Raw genomic sequence first — 19254 nt, 5'->3', positions numbered from 1 at the left:
CGAGATTATTTAATCTTGTAATTTGATATGAATACGTCACAATTAATTACAATGAAACCACAAATAGTAACATTTCTTATAAAATGTCCAGATCAAAAAGGATTATTGGCAAAAATTACCAATTTCTTTTACGAACGCTCTTTTAATATTGTTAGTTGTCAGCAATATGTAAATGCCACAGAGAACACATATTTTATGAGAATTCGTTTAGATGCAGAAGGTGCAGAAATTTCTAGAGTTGTTTTAGAAAATAGTTTTGTAGAGTTGTCTGAACCTTTACAAATAGATTGGTCTGTATATTATGGTGATGATAGACAAAATGTAGCCATTATGGTTTCTCATACAAGTCATAATTTATATGATTTGCTGTCTAGAAACAAAGAAGGTTTATTAGATTGTAACGTAAAGTTAATTATAAGCAATCATGATAAATTAAGACATATTGCAGAAATGTTTAATGTGCCTTATTATTATTTGCCAGTAACAAAAGATACAAAAGAAGCGCAAGAAGCGCAGGTAATGAAGTTATTAGATGACAATGAAATTGATTTGACAATAATGGCACGTTACATGCAAATTTTATCTTCTAACTTTATTAACAAATATCCGGAAAGAATAATTAATATTCATCATTCTTTTTTACCAGCTTTTCAAGGTGCAAATCCTTATAAAAAAGCCTATGAAAGAGGTGTAAAGTTAATTGGAGCAACAGCACATTATGCTACAGAAGATTTAGATGAAGGCCCAATTATCGAGCAAGATGTAGAACCTGTTACACACGAAAGTACACCGTTTACGTTAAAAAGAATTGGTGCAGATATAGAAAAGTTGGTTTTAGCAAGAGCAGTTAAAAATCATTTAAATCATCAAATAATAGTTTCAGGAAATAGAGCTATTGTTTTTCCGAAGCAGGAGAATAATTTTTAATTATAAATGATCAATTACGGGTGTAATATTCGTAATTAAAATTAGTAATTGAGTATGAAAATAATTTGTATTGGGCGCAATTACGCAAAACATATAGAAGAATTGGCTAATGAAAAACCGAGAAAATCCTGTTGTTTTTTTAAAACCAGATTCAGCAATTTTACCTAGAAAAAACCCTTTTTTCATTCCGCCTTTTTCTAGTGATGTTCATTACGAAGTAGAGGTTTTAGTAAAGATAAATAAAGTAGGTAAACATATAGACACAAAGTTTGCGCATAAATATTATGATGAAATTGGTTTAGGAATCGATTTAACAGCAAGAGATGTACAAGCTAAATGCAAAGAGAAAGGATTGCCTTGGGAAAAAGCAAAAGCTTTTGATGGAAGCGCAGTTGTTGGTGAGTTCTATCCGAAGGAAAACTTTGATTTAGAAAATTTAAATTTTCAATTGTATAAAAATGATGCAATAGTACAAGACGGAAACACTAATGCAATGTTGTGGAAAATTGATGAATTAATTGCATATGTTTCTCAATATTTTACATTAAAAAAAGGAGATATTATTTATACAGGTACACCAGCTGGTGTTGGCAAAGTTGCCGAAAATGATACTTTAAAAGGTGTAATAGAAGGTAAAGAAGCTTTTAATATTAGAGTAAAATAAAGTTGGTTAATTTTGTTTTTCAAATAATAGCTTCTGTATTTATAGGTAGTTGTTTTGTTTATTTATCAAAACGTTATCAGAAAAATCAAACAATCTATTTTTTTATCGGCTTTACTATATCCATAGCAATAAGATTAATTTATTTGCTAGTTTATGGCTTTGTTAAAGATTTTGAAATTACCCAAGAATATAGTTACAACAAAAATTTATCAGTCTTATTAAGTATTATTATTCCGTATATTCTATTTGTGTTTTTAAGAAAAAGACTAGCAAAAAATAACGGAAACGATACAGATATAAATGAAATAGGAAAAGAATGAATGCAGAAATTATAACAATAGGAGATGAAATTTTAATTGGTCAAATTGTAGATACAAATTCTCAATTTATTGGTCAGCAATTAAATAAAATAGGAGTATCGGTTTATCAAGTAACATCTATTCAAGATGATAAACAGCATATTTTAAACGCATTAAAAGAAGCACAAGAAAGGGTAGATATTGTTATTTTAACTGGCGGATTAGGGCCAACCAAAGACGATATTACCAAAAAAACAATTGCAACTTACTTTAAAGATGATGAGGTTGTAGAGTATCCAGAAGTTATTGCTCATATAAAAGCACTTTTTAAAAAAATAAATCATCCTTTTAAAGAAATTCAAAAAACACAAGCACAATTGCCTTCTAAAGCAACTTTGTTAATGAATACATTTGGTACAGCACCCGGAATGTGGTTTTTCGAAAACGAAACGGTTTTTGTATCATTACCAGGCGTACCTTATGAGATGAAAGGATTAATTGTAAATGAAGTATTGCCTAGAATTCAAAAGCAATATCAGTTACCTTATATATTTCATAAGACAATTATGACTTATGGAGCCGGAGAAAGTACTATCGCAGAAACATTAGAGCATTTTGAAGACAATCTACCAAGTTATATAAAGTTGGCGTATTTACCATCTTTTGGTAAAGTTCGTTTACGTTTATCTGCAAAAGGTACAGATAGAGAACTTTTAGAAAAAGAATTAACATCTAAAGTAGAGGAAGTTTATAAATTGATTCCGAATTTATAACTGGTTTAGATGACGATAACTCCCTAGAAAAGCGAGTAGGAGAGTTGCTAATAAAAAATAAAAAAACATTAGCGACTGCAGAAAGTTTAACTGGTGGTAAAATTGCAGCAACTTTGGTCGCGGTTCCTGGATCTTCTTCATACTATAAAGGAAGTATTGTTGCATACTCCGAAGAAGCTAAAATAAATTTACTAAATGTTTCTGCAGAAATTATAAAAGAGCATTCTATAGTTAGCAAACAGGTTGCGTTAGCAATGGCTAAAGGTGTAAAAAATAAATTAAAAACAGATTATGCAATTGCTGTTACAGGTAACGCAGGACCTACACAAGATAAGACAGATAAAAGTGTTGGAGTTGTTTTTATTGCTTTTGTATCTGATAATGAGAAGTTTGTAAGAGAGTTTGATTTTGGTCAACCTAGAGAAAAAGTGATTAATAGAACTGTAAGCAAAGCATTAGAAATTCTTCAGAAAGAAATTCTTTAAAAATTTGTAAAATTATTTTGCTCAAAACTAGATTTATTTGTAAATTTGCACCTCGTTTAGAGATAACACTAATAAAACTGTCGAAAAGATGTCTAGAGTTTGTGAATTAACAGGAAAAAAAGCAATGGTTGGGAACAATGTTTCTCACGCTTTAAATAGAACTAAGAGAAAGTTTGACGCTAATCTAATGACAAAGCGTTTTTACATTCCGAAGAAGATAAATGGATTACTTTAAAAGTATCTGCATCTGCTTTAAAAAATATTAACAAGAAAGGAATTTCTGCAGTTATAAAAGAAGCAAGAGCTAACGGTTTTTTAACTAAATAAGTTTAAGCAGATTAAAATTATACAGAGATGGCAAAAAAAGGTAACAGAGTTCAAGTAATTTTAGAATGTACAGAGCACAAAGCAACTGGTAAACCAGGTACTTCTAGATACATTACAACTAAGAACAAGAAAAACAGTCCTGATAGAATGGAGATTAAGAAATTTAACTCTATTTTAAATAAAATGACTGTTCACAAAGAAATTAAGTAATTTAAACATATCTAGAACTCAGAATAGAGCACATAGATAAAAAACATTAGACAATGGCAAAAAAAACAGTAGCATCGTTACAAACTTCATCAAAAAGATTAAGTAAAGCTATAAAGATGGTTAAATCTCCTAAAACAGGAGCTTACATGTTTGTAGAGAAGATCATGGATCCTTCTAAAGTAAACGATTTCTTAGCAAAAAAGTAATATTTACTATATAAATATATCTAAACTACTTTCTAAAATTAGAAAGTAGTTTTTTTTGTGCCCTAATATTCCGTACTTTTGGGCGTTCCTAAAAAGGTCGCGCTTTCGGCAGTCGCTCTTTTCAAGGAGCTCCAACAAAGCCTCTATCGCTAACGCAAAAGGCTTTTTTAGTGACAATTTGACCTAACCCAACAAATGGCACGTTTTTTAACGTATTTTTTGTATAGAATAAAATATAAAAATGATTTTTTTAAAAAAATATTTTCAAAAGAAAAAAGAAACTTTAGATAAAGGATTAGAAAAGACAAAAACTAATTTTTTTGATAAACTTTCTAAAGCTGTAGCCGGTAAATCTAAAGTAGATGATGATGTTTTAGATAATTTAGAAGAGGTATTAGTTGCCTCTGATGTTGGTGTAAATACTACGTTAAAAATTATAGAGCGTATAGAAGCTAGAGTTGCTAAAGATAAATACGTAGGTACAGAAGAATTAAATAAAATTCTAAGAGAAGAAATTGCTGGTTTATTATCAGAAACAAATTTAGGTAACGAAACAGAATTTAAAATACCGTAAATACCAAATGATGCAAATGGTAATAAAATGCCTTATGTATTAATGGTTGTTGGTGTAAATGGTGTTGGTAAAACTACTACAATTGGTAAATTGGCATCTCAATTTAAAAAACAAGGTTTAAAAGTTGTATTGGGTGCAGCAGATACTTTTAGAGCAGCTGCAATAGATCAATTACAAGTTTGGGCAGATAGAACAGATGTGCCAATTATAAGGCAAGAAATGGGATCTGACCCTGCTTCTGTAGCTTTTGATACATTAACATCTGCAGTAAAGCAAGGTGCCGATGTTGTAATTATAGATACTGCAGGTCGTTTACATAATAAAGTTAATTTAATGAATGAGTTAACTAAAATAAAAAGAGTAATGCAAAAAGTTGTTGCTGATGCACCACATGATGTTTTACTGGTATTAGACGGTTCTACAGGTCAAAATGCATTTGAACAAGCAAAACAATTTACAAAAGCGACAGAGGTAACTTCTTTAGCTGTAACAAAGTTAGACGGAACAGCAAAAGGAGGAGTTGTTATTGGTATTTCAGATCAGTTTAAAATTCCTGTAAAGTATATCGGAGTAGGAGAGGGAATAGAAGATTTACAGGTTTTTAACAAACATGAGTTTGTAGATTCTTTTTTAAATAGAAAATTACATTTTAAATTATATCAAAAAGTCTCTAATTTTAGAGACTTTTTTGTTTTTTTACTAATTTATAAGAGCGTTTATTTTCTCCCATAAATTATTATCAAAATTAGAAAGTGCAAAATTAGAAGCATCTGCTGATGCACCCATTCTAACAATAACAAGCTTTTTACTTGGTACAATGTATATCTTTTGATCATTTTTACCGAGTGCACAAAATAAATCATTTGGTGCATTTGGTATTAAAGAACCACTAAACTCAAATTGACTTTGTGGCAGTTGGTAACTAGTTTTACCATTTAACCACCATAAATATCCGTAAGATTTATTTATGTTTTGTGATGTACTGGTCGCTTTTCTAATAAAATCTTCAGAAACAATTTGTGTATCATTCCATTTACCTTTATTCTGAATTAACAATCCAAAACGAGCCATACTTCTTGTAGTACTCCAATAAATATTTAAGTTATTTAGTTTTATCCAACTACCAGACATACCAATTTTATTTTTTAAATTGTTTTCAAAATAACTTTTAAAGGTAGTCTTACTTGCAGTAGCGATAATATCTTGCATCTTCAAATATACATTATGATATGCCCAACGATTATTAGCATCAGCAATATATTTTAAGTTGTCAGCAGAAATAGAATCACCTAAACTATCATCTAAACCAGAGGTCATATTTAATAAATTTTCGCAAGTAATCAAGTTTTCTTTATCAATAGGTATACTTGTCCAATTTTGATTTAAATAGGTACTAACTTTCTCGTCTAAACTTATAAGATTATTGTCATTTGCGATTCCTGTAACAGTAGCAGTAAGTGTTTTGCCAGCACTTGCCCAATACCAATTAGTGCTAGCAGTATGGTTGTTAAAATAATTTTCTACTACAATTCTACCATCATATAGAATTATAAAACCTTTTGTGTTTTTTTCGTCTAAATAATCTAGTAGCGGTTGTAGCTCAGCTTCATTCCAATTAAGATCATTTAAAGAAATAGCATCCCAATTATCAGTATTATTATCAGGATAATAAGTTTCTAGATTTGGGGTTTCTAAATTTTCTTCAGTTTTATTTTCTGTACTGCAAGAAAAAAGTAATAGAGTTGTAAAAAAACAAATAAGATGCTTCATGTAAAATCTTTGTTTTTAAGACTGTTAATTATTAAAATGGTTTAAAATTGTATATTTGAAAATATAGCTTAATTTATGAAAAAACTACTATTTATTTTATCAATCGGTCTTTTTTTATCTGCATGTGACAAGAATGCAGAAAAACAACCTAATGTAATTTTTAAAAAATATGATGAACAAGGTGCATTAAAAGAGCAGCAAAATCATAAAAATAAAAGAATGCAATTTAAATTGTTTCAGTCTAAATATTTAGATATGAACACAGTTTTTAAACCCTTTGTAAATGATTTATCTACTTTTTCTAATGAAGATTATAACAGTTTAAAACCGTTAATTTTAGAGAAAGACATACCAACGATACAGCAAAACATAAAAAGCGGTAAACTTTCTTACGAAAAGTTAACTCTTTTCTATTTATATAGAATTAGAAAGTTTGAAAGTGATTCTACAAAATCATTAAATAGCATTATTAGTCTTAATCCTAATGTATTAAAAGAAGCAAGAGAAAAAGATCAAAGTAAAACGTCTATTTCTGATTTCTCTATTTTTGGTATGCCAATTCTTTTAAAAGATAATATTAATACAAAAGGTATGCCTACAACTGCTGGTGCAATTGCCTTGGCAGAAAATAATAATACAGAAGATGCATTTATTGTAAATAAACTAAAAGAAAACGGAGCATTGATTTTAGGAAAAGTAAATTTAAGTGAATGGGCTTATTTCTTTTGCTCAGGTTGCCCATTAGGCTATTCTGCTGTTGGTGGTCAAACCTTGAACCCTTATGGTAGAGGTCAATTTGAAACAGGAGGAAGTTCTGCTGGAAGTGGTGTTACAGTAGCAGCAAATTTTGCTGTTGCAGCTGTAGGAACAGAAACTGCGGGTTCTATAACTTCACCATCTAGTTTAAATTCTGTGGTGGGTTTAAAACCAACTATTGGGGTTTTAAGTAGAACAGGTATTGTGCCTATTTCTAGCACTTTAGATACACCTGGTCCAATGACAAAAAATGTTATTGATAATGCCATTTTTATGAATGCTATGTTAGGTTTTGATAAACTAGACTCGGCATCTAAATCTATTGATGAAGATTATTTTCAGAACGGATTTAAAAATAGTTTAGATGGAAAAAAATTAGGTGTAATTAAAAGTCTTTTGTCAGATTCGATATATGCTTTAACTGTTGATAAATTGAGAAAAGTAGGTGTAGAAATTGAAGAAATTACTCCGCCGGAAATTTCTTTTGATGGATTTACAACATTGTTAAACATTGATATGAAAATAGATTTACCAAAATATTTATCTACAAATGCCGATAAAAACATAATGCATAAATCAGTAAAAGATATTACTATTTTTAATTTAAAAGATAGTTTACTTAGAGCGCCTTATGGGCAGCAGTTGTTTGACGGTATTGTTAAAGATGAAACAACTTTAAGTGAATTAGAAACAATTAAGAAGCAATTAAATAATGAAGGAATTAAATATTTAAATGCTTTAAAAGAGCAAAATTTAGATGCAATCTTATCTATTAACAATTATCATTCGGTATTGCAGCAGTAGCAAAATACCCAACACTTACTGTACCTATGGGATATAAAGATAGCGGTGAACCAATAAGTTTAACCTTTATAGGTGTTCCTTTTTCAGAAAGAAAACTTTTAGAAATTGGCTATGCTTTCGAACAATTAACAAAAGTTAGAAAAATGCCTAAAAACTATCAATAGAAAGAATACCAATCATTTAAAAAGTACTATTTTTGCACTCGTTTTTATTTTTAAGTAAATAAAACAATTATAAATATGATTTAAAGTTTTAAGTAAATACTACTTAGGCTAAAAGCTAGAAATATGCGTACAAAAACCATCAAAAAAAATAAGATAAATGTTGTTACTTTAGGTTGCTCTAAAAATGTTTACGATAGTGAAGTTTTAATGGGACAATTAAAAGCAAACGGAAAAGATGTTGTTCATGAAGATCCGGAAGATGATGGAAACATTGTTGTAATAAACACATGTGGTTTTATTGGTAAAGCAAAAGAAGAAAGTGTTGATACTATTTTGCATTATGCTAAAAGAAAAGAAGCGGGTGAAGTAGATAAAGTTTTTGTTTCTGGTTGTTTAAGTGAAAGATATAAACCGGATTTGGAAAACGAAATTCCGAATGTAGACCAGTTTTTTGGAACACACGATTTACCAAATCTTTTAAAGGTTTTACAAGCAGATTATAAGCACGAACTTATTGGAGAACGTTTAACAACAACGCCAAAACACTATGCTTATTTAAAAATAGCAGAAGGTTGCGATAGACCATGTTCTTTTTGTGCGATTCCGTTAATGCGTGGTAAACATAAATCCACACCAATAGAAGATATTGTTATAGAAGCAACAAAATTAGCAGAAAAAGGAATTAAAGAAATTATGCTAATTGCACAAGATTTAACTTATTATGGTTTAGATATCTATAAAAAAAGAGCTTTAGCAGAATTGTTAGAAGCTTTGGTAAAAGTAGATGGTATCGAGTGGATTCGTTTACATTATGCATTTCCTACTGGTTTTCCGATGGATGTTTTAGATGTAATGAAACGCGAACCTAAAGTTTGTAATTATTTAGATATTCCGTTACAACACATAAACACAGAGTTGTTAAAATCGATGAAAAGAGGAACAACTCATGAAAAAACAACAGCTTTAATTCATAAATTTAGAGAAGCAGTGCCGAAATGGCAATAAGAACAACTTTAATTGTTGGGTATCCTGGTGAAACTGAAGAAATGTTTCAAGAGTTGAAAGATTGGGTAGAAGAAATGCGTTTTGAGCGTTTAGGTGCTTTTGAATATTCTCATGAAGAAAATACTGGTGCTTATGTTTTAGAAGATGATGTGCCTGCTGATGTTAAGTTTCAAAGAGTTAATGAAATAATGGAAGTTCAATCTCAAATTTCATGGGAATTAAATCAGCAAAAAATAGGAAAAACGTTTAGATGTTTATTTGATAGAAAAGACGGTGAGTATTTCTATGGAAGAACAGAATTTGATTCTCCTGACGTTGATAACGATGTAATTGTTGATGCAAAAGAGCACTATATAAAAATAGGGAGTTTATTGATATAAAAATTCATGATGCAGGTGATTATGATTTATATGGTACACCCGTAAACAAAATAGAAAAACCAGTTCCTTTAAACCAAAAAAGGAAATAATTGTATAATAAAAAAGGTCTTCAAATTATTTGAAGACCTTTTTATTTTTTTGCAAAAGTTGTTATTTTTTTATGATTTTAAGAGAATAATCTAAATTATCAACTTTAATAAAGTAAACTCCTTTACTTAAATTTTCAACAGAAAATTCTGATCTTGAGTTAAAATTACCTTTAAATTGCTTTACTTTTCTTCCTTGTAAATTATAGATTTCTACTTTTTTAGTATCAGCATTAATTCTAAAATTATTAAAGGTAGGGTTAGGGTAAGCAACTATTTTATTATCTAAGAAAACATCTTCTGTAGAAAGGGCTGCTGGCATATTACCATACACTTTAAATTCTCCTGGAGCTAGGGTAATTGTGCTATTAACGTTTATAACGGTTTTTGTGGCGTTATCATTTAAAAGATCATACCAAGTACCGTAAGTTTGAAATGAAGGGCTAATATTTTGAGTTGTAACCCCAAAATTACCAACAATTGTTACATATTGCATTTCTGATGAAGAAGTATCCGTTAGTTGAATTTTCTTAAGACCATTAGAATTCGCAACATCTAAGGTGAAATTAGAAGATTCAAAAATATCATACTTTAGTTTTAACTGAATTAATTTAGAATACGTGTTGTAAACATCCTTTCTATCTTCCACATCAAAATAATTCCATAAAATTGGTTTATTACCAACTCTACCATTTTCGTTGATAGAAATATCGTATCCTAATTCACCAAACTGCCAAATCATTTTAGGTCCCGGAATTGTAAAGTAAAAAGCACCAGCTAATTCAACTCTGTCAAGAGCAGTTGCTAGGTTTTTACACTATAATTACCGCTAGAATTACCAAATTGAAGGTTTTTATACATCAATCTTTCTTCATCGTGACTTTCCATGTAACTTACGTTTGCTGGTACAGAAAAACCTCTTTCTTTATAAGAAACCCAAGAAATATCAGATTTTCCATTAGAATTAAAACCTAAAGTTCCTTCACTATAATTTCCGTTATGATTTCCCCAAACCATAATTCCTTTTCCTTCATTTAATCTATAGTTTACCCATTCTTTTTCTTCTTCATTTTTACCTAAATGTTCGAAAATAATATAAAAGTTTGGATCTTTTTCCCATTGATAATCTGCATATTCTTTTAAGACATCAACTCTATCTTGTTGGTAATTACTTGTACAAGTTTCATCATTCGCAGTACAGTTTTGAGTAAAACCTTTTGTTAAATCCCATCTAAATCCATCAATTTTGTATTCATCAATCCAATATTGTGTAGTTCTTTTAACATAATCTTTTACAGCTTGTTTGCTGTGATTATAATCGTTGAAAACACTAAAAGAATGTTTTGCCGTTGCGTTAAAAAATGGACTGTTTGCAGCTGCTTGTCCGCCAAAACCACCATTATCTGTATTGTACATTCTGTAATACGGATTTTGACCGTAAGCATGATTGTAAACAACATCTAAAATTACTGCAATTCCTCTTCTATGGCATTCATCAATTAATAATTTAAAAGAATTTTTGTTACCATAATACTTGTCTAATGCCATATGAAATGAAGTATTATAACCCCAAGATTCATTTCCGTCAAACTCACTAACAGGCATAAACTCTATTGCATTTACACCCAAATCTTGTAAATAATCTAATCTTGCTTTTACAGCATCAAAACTATGTAAAGCATCAAAATCTCTAATTAATAATTCGTAAATTACTAAATCTGTTTTCTTTGGTTTTGTGAAATTTGTTGTTTGCCAAACAAAATCTGCATCGCCAGTTCTTAATAAAGTTACAACGTTTGTAGTTTTTCCTGATGGATAAGCAGGTAAATCTGGATATGTAACATTATCAATATAAGTATCGTTATTTTCTGATAAAATTGTTGTAGAATAAGGATCTGCAACTCTTAATTCACCATCAACTAAATATTGATAAGTATAATTTTGCTGAGGCGTTAAATTTGTTAATTCAATCGAGAATCGATCTTTAGAACTATCTTTTTTTAATAAATAATTATTGTTTACAGTCCAATTATTAAAATCGCCCAATACATGTATAAATTCTTTTAAAGGCGCATAAAATACTAATGTTGCTTTTGTGTTATCTGTAGGGTTTAAATTGATACCATCTTTTAATCCTGCAGGTAAACTAGCTTCTGTAACTGTTGGTTTTACAATTGCAGAAAATTCGTTTGTAATAGTTGTACCATTATTTGTAGTTTCTAAAACAAAATCTGTGTTTTCTGTAACCGTTGCAGAAAAGTTATAATTTGTAATATTAGATTGTTGGTCTATAGAAGTACCGTTTGCTTTTAAATTAAAGTTTGAAGTTAATCCGGCAGTTGCAGAAATAGAAAGCTGATCTCCGAATTTAAAATTGAGTTTTTTTCTACAGGAGCATTTAAAGTCACCTGAAATTTACCAACTTCAAAAATTTTGTCTTGAGTTTTCTTATCACCGTCGCCATTTTTTGCTTTCACTAACATTCCAATTCTTCCTATTTCTGTTCTGTTATAAAAAGTAGTAGGCGTAAAGGTAATAGCGTATGTTGTATTGTTAATTTTGGTCATTTTTTGCGCTTCGCTTGAATTGGTCCAACTACCATTGTTAGGCGAATCCATTTCATTAGCATCATTTAAATCATAAGACCAAGACCATAAATATACATCTGTAACACCCCAAGCAGCAGGGTTGATGTTGTTTACAGTAATTGTTATTTCATCTGAAGCGTCAAAAGAAACAGGCGAAACAGCATAATTTACATTTTGTTGTTGTGCTAAACTTATTATTGAGAATAATAATAAAAGTAAAGAGGTAATTTTTTTCATATAGTTAATTGTAAAATATAAAGGCCATTCGATTAAGAACAGCCTTTATAAAGAGTATTATTTTTTATTGAACTGTAACAGTTCCTTTTGTATAATCTACAGTAACTTTATAAGTTCCGTCTCCAGGAGATTTTACGTTACTTTCATTATCTCTAACTAGCATACCAGCATAAGTTCCGCTTTCTCCCCAGTCATTGTCCCAAGAACCTTGTACTGGTAAAAATTTAAACTCATCTGAAGCGGTTAAAGTTTGTGTAATTTCAAAAACACCATCTTCTAATTTTGTGAAAGCGGGTGCAGATGCATTATCCCAACCATTAGGAGAACCTACTAAATATAAGTTTACAGGTACTTCTACTAAACTAAACGATAAATCGTTAAAGTCTACAGTAACCATAAATGTACCAGCGGCAGCAACTTTAATATTGTTTTCTCCTTCTTGAATAATTTTACCAGGATTATTTGGATCTTCGCCGTAATCACCACTCCAATCACCAGAAACAGGAATCATTTTGAATTCATCTCCTTCAGAAAAAGTTTGCATTCTTGTAAATACTCCATTTCCTGATGTGCTAAATTGTTGAGAAGCATCGGCATTGTTCCATCCATTGTGTGCACCAACCATAAATAAAGTATCGATGTTAGATAGCTTAAAGCTTAAAGTATTAAAATCTACAATTACTAAATAAGTTCCAGCAGTTTCAACTTTAATATTGTTTTCTCCTTCTTGTACTATTTTACCAGGATTGTTAGGGTCTTCACCATAATCACCACCCCAGTCACCGAAACAGGAATCATTTTAAACTCATCATTTGCAGAAAAAGTTTGAACTCTAGAGAAAACACCATTACCATCGTTGTAAAATTGTTGTGTTGCATCTGCATTGTTCCATCCATTGTGTGCACCAACCATATATAAATTATCTGGTATTGCTGCTTTAAATGCTGTTAACGAAAGCGTAATTAATTCTGATGTTCTATTTAAATCTCCACCAGCAGTTTTTGCAACTGCAATTAATCTAAAATCGAAATCTGTTGCTTCATCAGCTTTTCCTCCAGCAGCAATTACTAAATCATTTAAATTATCATGAGAAATTTCGAATGTATTAGTGTCTGATGAACCAATTAATGTTGCAGCAGCAAAGTTATTTCCTGCTAAATCCATTTCTACATTATAAGTTACGTCTACTGTACTATTAGCAGTAATTTCGGATCTTCCCAAGTTAAAGTTAATGCAATATCATCTGGATTTGTATCAGTAATAACTACACTAAAACCATTATCAGGACTTGTAAAAGTAGGCGGTGTAACTACAAATTTAGATACTTGAAATAAAATTGTATTAGAAACTTCAGAACCTGTATTTAATCTTAAATAAACTCCAGTTTCTTCATAAGACTTAATGTTAGCATCACTTAAAACGTCGTTAAGTTCTGCAACTGTCATAGAAAAGTTTTTATTTTCTGTAGAACCTAATACAACTGGTGCACTAAACTCTGCATCTAAAGACATTTCTACGCTGTAAGTAGCGCCTGTATTAATATCATCGTTCCAAGTAATTGTGAACGCAGGATTATCTGGTAAAGCAAAATTTAAGAAAATATTGCTAATTCCAGGAGTTTTTAAAACAAACTCAGCTTCGGGCTTGTTACTGTTAAGCTCTCATTTGCATCACAAGCACCTAAAATAAGTGTTAATGATAAAAATAAGTAGCTTAATTTTTTTATATATGTATTCATTATATCGCTGTTATAAGTTATTTTGAAATTATAAATTCAAAGGAATTAAGATATAACGACCTGTTAAGTCATTAAACCAAACATCATATTCATCTTCTACAACAACCGGAATTGCACCACCGCCAACAGTAGCTGTTCCAGAGAAAGAAGTTGTATTACCCCACTTAGCACCAGCATCTGTAACAAATTCTACATTTCCTGGGTTTAATTTTACGTTTGAAGCAGTCCAGATATGTCCATCAAAATCTAAAGGAGTTAAGGCTACACTTGCAGTACTTGTACCTTCTAAAGATAAACTTGCAGGACTTGTAATTCCTGTTTCATCAAAAGGTTCAAAAGAAAAAGTGTTACTAGCAAAGTTAATTTTAAAAGTATAAAAACCAGCTGTAATTCCGCTAGCACCAGCAGTAGGAAATCTTTCCGGGTCTGAACCTGTACCATCGTTTACGCCAACAGAAGAACCATCATCTGTACCGTATTGAGGTGTCCATAAACCTTTTGTAGCTAAAACTTTAAAGTGTCCGTTATCTGCAAAGAAACCTGTATAATAATAAGTATTACTATCATCAGCATCTCTAAATAAAGCAGGATTGTTGTTGTTGTTGTTCCAACCTGGTGCAGTTGCATCACCTACAATATAAAAATCGTTAAAAACGTAATTAAAGAAAGGATATACTTCTAAAGTTATTGTGTTTGACGGAGTTTTTGCACCATTTTGAGTTCCTAAAGAAGAAACTACTCTAACATATAAATCTTTCCATTCGAAAGGATTTAAACCTGCATTTCCTGCAACTGCATTAACTTCGTTTACTGATAAAGTTACCGAGTTTAAACCAGTAACTACAGTAGCAATAGCTGGAGCTGTAAATTCTTCGTCTGCAGAAAACTCTACAGTATAATTTACGGCAGCTTGTTGTCCGTAATCTGCTTTATCCCAATTAAGGGTTAAAGCAGGGTTGTTTGTGTTAACAGCATCAAGTTCTAATTTAGAGAAACTTAATTCTGATAAATTAGCTGCTGTAGGTGTCGATATTTCGAATAATTCAGAACTATCATCACAAGCATTAAATGCTAATAGTAGCATTCCAATGATTGCAAATACTGAAAATCTTTTTATATTTTTCATTCTTAAAATGTATTAGTTTTTAGTAACCTAAGTTTTGTTGTAAGTTTGGACTTGTTGCTAAACTTGCAGAAGGAATAGGGTATAAGTCTAAATGACTTGGTAAAGAAATACCATTTGTACCGTTACCTTTCCATGTCCAATTATAAGAACCACCAGTAAACTTACCAAATCGAATTAAATCTTGTCTTCTATGAGCCTCTAAGTGCAATTCTCTTGCTCTTTCATCTAAGATAAAATCTAAGTTTAACTCAGCAGAAGTAATTGTCTCAGGGTTGTTAGCTCTAATTCTTAAATTATTAATGTACGTTAAAGCATTTACTTCTGATGTATTTGTAGCACCTCTTAAGTGAGCTTCTGCATACATTAAATAAACATCTGCAAATCTAAATAAAGGAAAATCTGTGTCAACAAAAGTTTGGTCAGAACCAAAACCTCCTGTAGATTTTGCATTTGAAAATTTCTCGATTACATAACCTTGGTCTTTATTAGAAATATCTAAAATATCGATGCTTCTAGAACCGAGAGATAATGTTATTTCTTGTGTCTTGCAAGAAAACACCACCATCAAATAATTGTACAAATTGTTTTCTTAATCTGATTGCTCCTCCCCAGCCACCAGCGCCAACACCTAATGGTGCGCCGTTAGCCTCTAAACTACCTACAGAACCGTTTACCAAAACAGTTGTTGGTCCGTAATTTTGAACAATTGTACCGTCTGAAACTAAAGGAAAAATAATTTCATTCGTTGCCGCATTGGTATCATTATCTGCAGTAAAGTTTAATAAATAATCTGGTGCTAAAGAATATCCAGCGTTAATTATTTTGTTAAGCTCTACAACACATTCGTCATATTTTGCTTCACCAATATATACTTCTGCATTTAAATACAATTTAGCTAAAATCATTGCAGCTACAGCTTTATCTGCTCTACCATGTTCGTTTGTTTTTGCATCTAATAAATCTGCTTCGATAGCTTTTAATTCTGCTTCTACATAAGTAAAAAGTTCTGCTCTGTTTGCAGCTTTTGGTATAGAATTAACTTGATCTTCTTCTGTTACAAAGTTTGCTTGACCAAATAAATCTATTAAGTAATAGTAAGACATTGCTCTTAATAATCTTGCTTCTGCTCTGTAGGTAACAATATCTGCTCTTACATCAGTAGAAACATTTCTACTATCTAATTTTTCTGAAGTAGTTTCTCTTAAAAAATTATTAGCAAATGCTACTGTTGCATGTGCTCTACTAAACATACCTAAAATTAATGGGTTTTGGTCTGTCCAGTTATTTCTTTGAATCCCGGCAACACCACCATCATTTTCATAAGACCAAATTATTTGATCTGCAACTAGAGTTTGTAAGTATAATAAAGTTCTACCAAACTGACTTGTACCTGCATCTAAACCAATAATGTTAGAAGATTCTGGGCCATTAATACCTGTTAAAGATAAGTTTGCATAAACACCAGCTAATAATTCTTTATAGGAAGTTTCATTGGCGAAAAAGTCTTCTCCTAATAATGTTTGATCATCTTGAGGAGTAATATCTAAATCTTTAGTACATGATGTAAATGAAACGAAAAATATCGTTACCAACATCATTACTTTATATGTTGTTAAATTTGTTTTCATAATTAATTTGATTAAAATTTAATATTAGCTCCTAACAAGAAAGTTCTAGATCTTGGAAAGTTTAGGTTATCTATACCGTTGTTAAAAATTTCTGGATCTAGACCAGAGTAATTTGTAACTGTAAATACATTTTGAACACCTGCCCATAAACGAATGCTGTTTCCGAGAGAACTTTTTGATTAATGGATTGATGGTGTACCCGAAAGTAATGTTATCCATTCTTAAGAAAGAAGCGTTTTCTAAATAAATATCAGAAGAAATTACATCTGCTGTATTTCTAAAATTATAATCTAATACAGAAGTAGGTATGTTACCTAAAACTTGCTGATCTTGTAACAAAGCATACTGTGCAGTAGAAGAGTTTACGTTATTGTAAGCGTAATTACCAATACTTGCTCTTAAATTAAAAGATAAATCGAAGTTTTTGTAGTTAAAGTTAGATTGAAAACCTAAAGTTACATCTGCAAGACCATTGTCTTTAATGTATCTATCATCTGCATTTACAATTCCGTCTCCGTTTAAATCTGCATAAGCACCTTCTATTGGAGCACCGTTTGCGTCATATAATTGTTTATAAACGTAAAATGAATTAGGAGCAAAACCTTCTCTTTGCACTTGAATAGTAGCACCTGTACCACCAGCAATAGAACCTACATTTAAATCTCTACCTAACGGAATAGAAGTGATTTCTCTATCGATATAAGTTGCGTTAAAGTTTAAGTTCCAATCAATGTCATCATTTTTAATTACATCAGAATTTAAAGAGAATTCTACACCTTGTATTTGTAATTCACCAATGTTTCTTGTAATGTTATTGGTAAAATTTGTACCATCTGCAATAGGAGTATCAAATAATAAATCGTTTGAGTTCTTTTGAAAAACGCCTAATGTACCGGAAACTTTATTGTCAAATAAACCATAATCTAAACCAAACTCTAACGTTGTAGTTTCTTCCCATTTAATATCTGGATTAAATGGTTGTGGTATTGTAGATTGAATTGCGTTACCATCAAATAAAAATTGCGAGTTACTATTACCAAAACGGTAAGTAGTTAAGTAAATTTCGGGTTGCTAATATCTTGTTGACCAGTAATACCATAACTTGCTCTTAACTTTAAGTTAGAAACTACATCAGAATCTTTTAAGAAATCTTCGTCACTAATTCTCCAAGCTGCAACAACCGCAGGGAAATTACCCCATCTGTTTTCTGAACTAAATTTAGAAGTACCATCTCTTCTATAAGATAATGTAAGTAAATACTTTTCTAAAAATGTAAAGTTTGCTCTACCAAAAAAACCAATTAATACCTCTGGTGTATTTACGTAAGTATCTCTACTGCTGTTAGGGTCATTTAAGTTACCGCTGTTAAAACCGTCTCCAGTAAATTCTTGGTAAGAATAACCTGCAGTAATATCTGCCTTTACGTTTTTAAACTCTTTTGTATAATTAAAGTAAGAATCTAATAATTCGTTATGTCTATTTTGGTTTCCGTAAGAATTATTACCAACTACTACTGTATTAAAACTTCTTGGTCCTAAAACAGATCCGTTAGAAATGTAACTTCCTTCTGTTCTATCGAAACCAACGTTTACAACAAATTTTAGTTCTGGTAAAAAATGGAATTTATAATCTAAATTTAAATTACCGTATTGTCTAAAAGATTTACCAGTGTTGTTATTTTGTAATAAGCTAGCAACTGGGTTTGTACCACCATTTGCTAATAAAAAATCAGAACTTCCGCCTGTGTAATGTTGATAAAAACCACCGTAAGGTCCTGCAGCTCTTACAGGCTGTGTTGGGTCGTATCTTAAAGCAGCACCAATACCACCAGCAGCAAATCTACTATTTGTAAATGCTCTGTTGTAGTTTAAAGAAACCTTTAAATGATCTTCAAAGAAAGAAGGGTTCATTGCTAAAGAAACGTTAGCTCTGTCAAATTCTGATGTAATAATTCCACCTTGTTGTTCAGAAAAACCAACAGATAATCTAGTTGGTATTTTATTAAAAAGAGATCCTTTTGCAGTAATGTTGTGTTGTGTAGAAACTGTATTTTGTAAAACTTCGTCTTGCCAGTTTGTGTTGGCGTTACCTAATAAACTAGTATCTAAAGTTGTACCGAAATTGGTTGAGAGTTTACAAGGTTTCTAAATTCGTCTGCAGAAAATACATTAATTCTATCTAAAACTTCACCAGCACTGTATTGATAATCATAATCTAAAGAGAAAACACTTTTTCCTTTTTTAGTTACAATAATAATAACACCGTTAGAAGCTCTAGAACCATAAATTGCAGTTGCAGAAGCATCTTTAAGTACAGAAAAAGATTCGATGTCTGCCGGGTTAATACTAGAAAGGATTCCTCTACTACCAGCAGTACCGTTATTGGTAACTGGTAAACCATCAATAACAATTAATGGTGCGTTTGATGCACTTAAAGAAGAACCACCACGAATGGTAATTTCAGACCCAGAACCAGGAGCACCACTTGTTGTAATGTTTACACCGGCA

Annotated in this window: 18 protein-coding genes and 7 pseudogenes; 11 read left to right on the top strand and 14 right to left on the bottom strand. The window is 30.9% G+C overall.

What is annotated here, in order from left to right:
* Positions 1–27: 27 nt before the first annotated feature.
* The 8 genes and pseudogenes from purU to ftsY all read left to right on the top strand — a co-directional run.
* Positions 28–927: a formyltetrahydrofolate deformylase gene (gene purU / locus ACZ1HD_RS10345; RefSeq protein WP_472687391.1), complete on the top strand. Its 900-nt coding sequence runs from the start codon at positions 28–30 to the stop codon at positions 925–927.
* A gap of 54 nt (positions 928–981) precedes the next feature.
* Positions 982–1591: pseudogene (locus tag ACZ1HD_RS10340) on the top strand (fumarylacetoacetate hydrolase family protein).
* Positions 1592–1734: 143 nt separating this feature from the next.
* Complete coding sequence (locus ACZ1HD_RS10335) at positions 1735–1911, top strand: hypothetical protein (protein WP_472687390.1); 177 nt, start codon at positions 1735–1737, stop codon at positions 1909–1911.
* Positions 1908–3148, top strand: a pseudogene (locus tag ACZ1HD_RS10330) (competence/damage-inducible protein A). The gene ACZ1HD_RS10335 and the pseudogene ACZ1HD_RS10330 overlap by 4 nt, the downstream one beginning before the upstream one ends.
* 88 nt (positions 3149–3236) lie before the next feature.
* Positions 3237–3475: pseudogene (gene rpmB / locus ACZ1HD_RS10325) on the top strand (50S ribosomal protein L28).
* A 27-nt stretch (positions 3476–3502) separates the two neighbouring features.
* Entirely contained in the window at positions 3503–3685 is a 183-nt protein-coding gene (rpmG, locus tag ACZ1HD_RS10320; protein WP_077809620.1) for a 50S ribosomal protein L33, read from the top strand.
* A gap of 53 nt (positions 3686–3738) precedes the next feature.
* Entirely contained in the window at positions 3739–3891 is a 153-nt protein-coding gene (locus ACZ1HD_RS10315) for a DUF4295 domain-containing protein (RefSeq protein WP_077809619.1), read from the top strand.
* Positions 3892–4086: 195 nt separating this feature from the next.
* Positions 4087–5095: pseudogene (gene ftsY, locus ACZ1HD_RS10310) on the top strand (signal recognition particle-docking protein FtsY); the annotation flags it as partial.
* A gap of 69 nt (positions 5096–5164) precedes the next feature.
* On the opposite strand, the gene ACZ1HD_RS10305 reads toward ftsY, so the two are convergent.
* Positions 5165–6235, bottom strand: a complete 1071-nt coding sequence (locus ACZ1HD_RS10305) for a serine hydrolase domain-containing protein (RefSeq protein WP_472687389.1) — start codon at positions 6233–6235, stop codon at positions 5165–5167.
* A gap of 75 nt (positions 6236–6310) precedes the next feature.
* Here ACZ1HD_RS10305 and ACZ1HD_RS10300 point away from each other — a divergent pair.
* Together ACZ1HD_RS10300 and rimO are read left to right on the top strand one after the other, a co-directional pair.
* A pseudogene (locus ACZ1HD_RS10300) lies at positions 6311–7959 on the top strand (amidase family protein).
* A 123-nt stretch (positions 7960–8082) separates the two neighbouring features.
* Positions 8083–9433 (top strand): annotated as a pseudogene (rimO, locus tag ACZ1HD_RS10295) (30S ribosomal protein S12 methylthiotransferase RimO).
* Between the two features lie 61 nt (positions 9434–9494).
* Here rimO and ACZ1HD_RS10290 read toward each other — a convergent pair.
* Positions 9495–10172 (bottom strand): T9SS type A sorting domain-containing protein, encoded by a 678-nt coding sequence (locus ACZ1HD_RS10290; RefSeq protein WP_472687388.1) that lies wholly within the window; start codon positions 10170–10172, stop codon positions 9495–9497.
* A 62-nt stretch (positions 10173–10234) separates the two neighbouring features.
* A complete protein-coding gene (locus ACZ1HD_RS10285; protein WP_472687387.1) occupies positions 10235–11476 on the bottom strand; it encodes an alpha-amylase family glycosyl hydrolase in 1242 nt (413 codons plus the stop codon).
* 49 nt (positions 11477–11525) lie between these two features.
* Here ACZ1HD_RS10285 and ACZ1HD_RS10280 point away from each other — a divergent pair, with 49 nt between their 5' ends.
* Positions 11526–11696 (top strand): hypothetical protein, encoded by a 171-nt coding sequence (locus tag ACZ1HD_RS10280; RefSeq protein ID WP_472687386.1) that lies wholly within the window; start codon positions 11526–11528, stop codon positions 11694–11696.
* A 61-nt stretch (positions 11697–11757) separates the two neighbouring features.
* Here ACZ1HD_RS10280 and ACZ1HD_RS10275 read toward each other — a convergent pair whose 3' ends face one another.
* The 11 genes and pseudogenes from ACZ1HD_RS10275 to ACZ1HD_RS10225 form a co-directional block, all read right to left on the bottom strand.
* Complete coding sequence (locus ACZ1HD_RS10275) at positions 11758–12255, bottom strand: hypothetical protein (protein ID WP_472687385.1); 498 nt, start codon at positions 12253–12255, stop codon at positions 11758–11760.
* A 64-nt stretch (positions 12256–12319) separates the two neighbouring features.
* The gene (locus ACZ1HD_RS10270; protein ID WP_472687384.1) at positions 12320–12880 is read right to left on the bottom strand and encodes a cadherin repeat domain-containing protein; all 561 of its coding nucleotides are present in this window, start codon (positions 12878–12880) and stop codon (positions 12320–12322) included.
* A gap of 107 nt (positions 12881–12987) precedes the next feature.
* A complete protein-coding gene (locus ACZ1HD_RS10265) occupies positions 12988–13476 on the bottom strand; it encodes a SusE domain-containing protein (protein ID WP_472687383.1) in 489 nt (162 codons plus the stop codon).
* Entirely contained in the window at positions 13440–13766 is a 327-nt protein-coding gene (locus tag ACZ1HD_RS10260; RefSeq protein ID WP_472687382.1) for a SusE domain-containing protein, read from the bottom strand. Before ACZ1HD_RS10260 ends, ACZ1HD_RS10265 begins: the two co-directional genes overlap by 37 nt.
* Before the next feature lie 255 nt (positions 13767–14021).
* Positions 14022–15119, bottom strand: coding sequence for a SusE domain-containing protein (locus tag ACZ1HD_RS10255; protein WP_472687381.1), 1098 nt, complete (start codon positions 15117–15119; stop codon positions 14022–14024).
* A 19-nt stretch (positions 15120–15138) separates the two neighbouring features.
* A complete protein-coding gene (locus tag ACZ1HD_RS10250; RefSeq protein ID WP_472687380.1) occupies positions 15139–15678 on the bottom strand; it encodes a RagB/SusD family nutrient uptake outer membrane protein in 540 nt (179 codons plus the stop codon).
* On the bottom strand, positions 15632–16747 hold the full coding sequence (locus ACZ1HD_RS10245) for a RagB/SusD family nutrient uptake outer membrane protein (protein WP_472687379.1): 1116 nt from the start codon (positions 16745–16747) through the stop codon (positions 15632–15634). The genes ACZ1HD_RS10250 and ACZ1HD_RS10245 overlap by 47 nt, the downstream gene beginning before the upstream one ends.
* Positions 16748–16828: 81 nt before the next feature.
* Positions 16829–17362 (bottom strand): hypothetical protein, encoded by a 534-nt coding sequence (locus tag ACZ1HD_RS10240; RefSeq protein WP_472687378.1) that lies wholly within the window; start codon positions 17360–17362, stop codon positions 16829–16831.
* Between the two features lie 126 nt (positions 17363–17488).
* Positions 17489–17746: pseudogene (locus ACZ1HD_RS10235) on the bottom strand (TonB-dependent receptor domain-containing protein); the annotation flags it as partial.
* A 53-nt stretch (positions 17747–17799) separates the two neighbouring features.
* Complete coding sequence (locus ACZ1HD_RS10230; protein WP_472687377.1) at positions 17800–18657, bottom strand: TonB-dependent receptor domain-containing protein; 858 nt, start codon at positions 18655–18657, stop codon at positions 17800–17802.
* A gap of 194 nt (positions 18658–18851) precedes the next feature.
* Positions 18852–19241 carry a TonB-dependent receptor plug domain-containing protein gene (locus ACZ1HD_RS10225; RefSeq protein WP_472689329.1) on the bottom strand — a complete coding sequence of 130 codons (390 nt, stop codon included), beginning with the start codon at positions 19239–19241 and terminating at the stop codon, positions 18852–18854.
* Positions 19242–19254: the final 13 nt, after the last annotated feature.

Source organism: Polaribacter sp. HA6-7, assembly GCF_055693625.1.
Note: the sequence above shows the minus strand (reverse complement) of the source record. Positions and strands in the feature narration are given on the sequence as shown.

Bases quoted from the DNA above. Each gene is read 5' to 3' on its own strand.
- ACZ1HD_RS10230 (WP_472687377.1), bottom strand. From the start codon at position 18,657: ATGAACCCTTCTTTCTTTGAAGATCATTTAAAGGTTTCTTTAAACTAC.
- ACZ1HD_RS10305 (WP_472687389.1), bottom strand. From the start codon at position 6,235: ATGAAGCATCTTATTTGTTTTTTTACAACTCTATTACTTTTTTCTTGC.
- purU (WP_472687391.1), top strand. From the start codon at position 28: ATGAATACGTCACAATTAATTACAATGAAACCACAAATAGTAACATTT.
- ACZ1HD_RS10255 (WP_472687381.1), bottom strand. From the start codon at position 15,119: ATGAAAAATATAAAAAGATTTTCAGTATTTGCAATCATTGGAATGCTA.
- ACZ1HD_RS10245 (WP_472687379.1), bottom strand. From the start codon at position 16,747: ATGAAAACAAATTTAACAACATATAAAGTAATGATGTTGGTAACGATA.
- ACZ1HD_RS10275 (WP_472687385.1), bottom strand. From the start codon at position 12,255: ATGAAAAAAATTACCTCTTTACTTTTATTATTATTCTCAATAATAAGT.
- ACZ1HD_RS10315 (WP_077809619.1), top strand. From the start codon at position 3,739: ATGGCAAAAAAAACAGTAGCATCGTTACAAACTTCATCAAAAAGATTA.
- rpmG (WP_077809620.1), top strand. From the start codon at position 3,503: ATGGCAAAAAAAGGTAACAGAGTTCAAGTAATTTTAGAATGTACAGAG.
- ACZ1HD_RS10290 (WP_472687388.1), bottom strand. From the start codon at position 10,172: ATGATTTGGCAGTTTGGTGAATTAGGATACGATATTTCTATCAACGAA.
- ACZ1HD_RS10270 (WP_472687384.1), bottom strand. From the start codon at position 12,880: ATGGTTGGTGCACACAATGGATGGAACAATGCCGATGCTTCTCAACAA.
- ACZ1HD_RS10260 (WP_472687382.1), bottom strand. From the start codon at position 13,766: ATGTCTTTAGATGCAGAGTTTAGTGCACCAGTTGTATTAGGTTCTACA.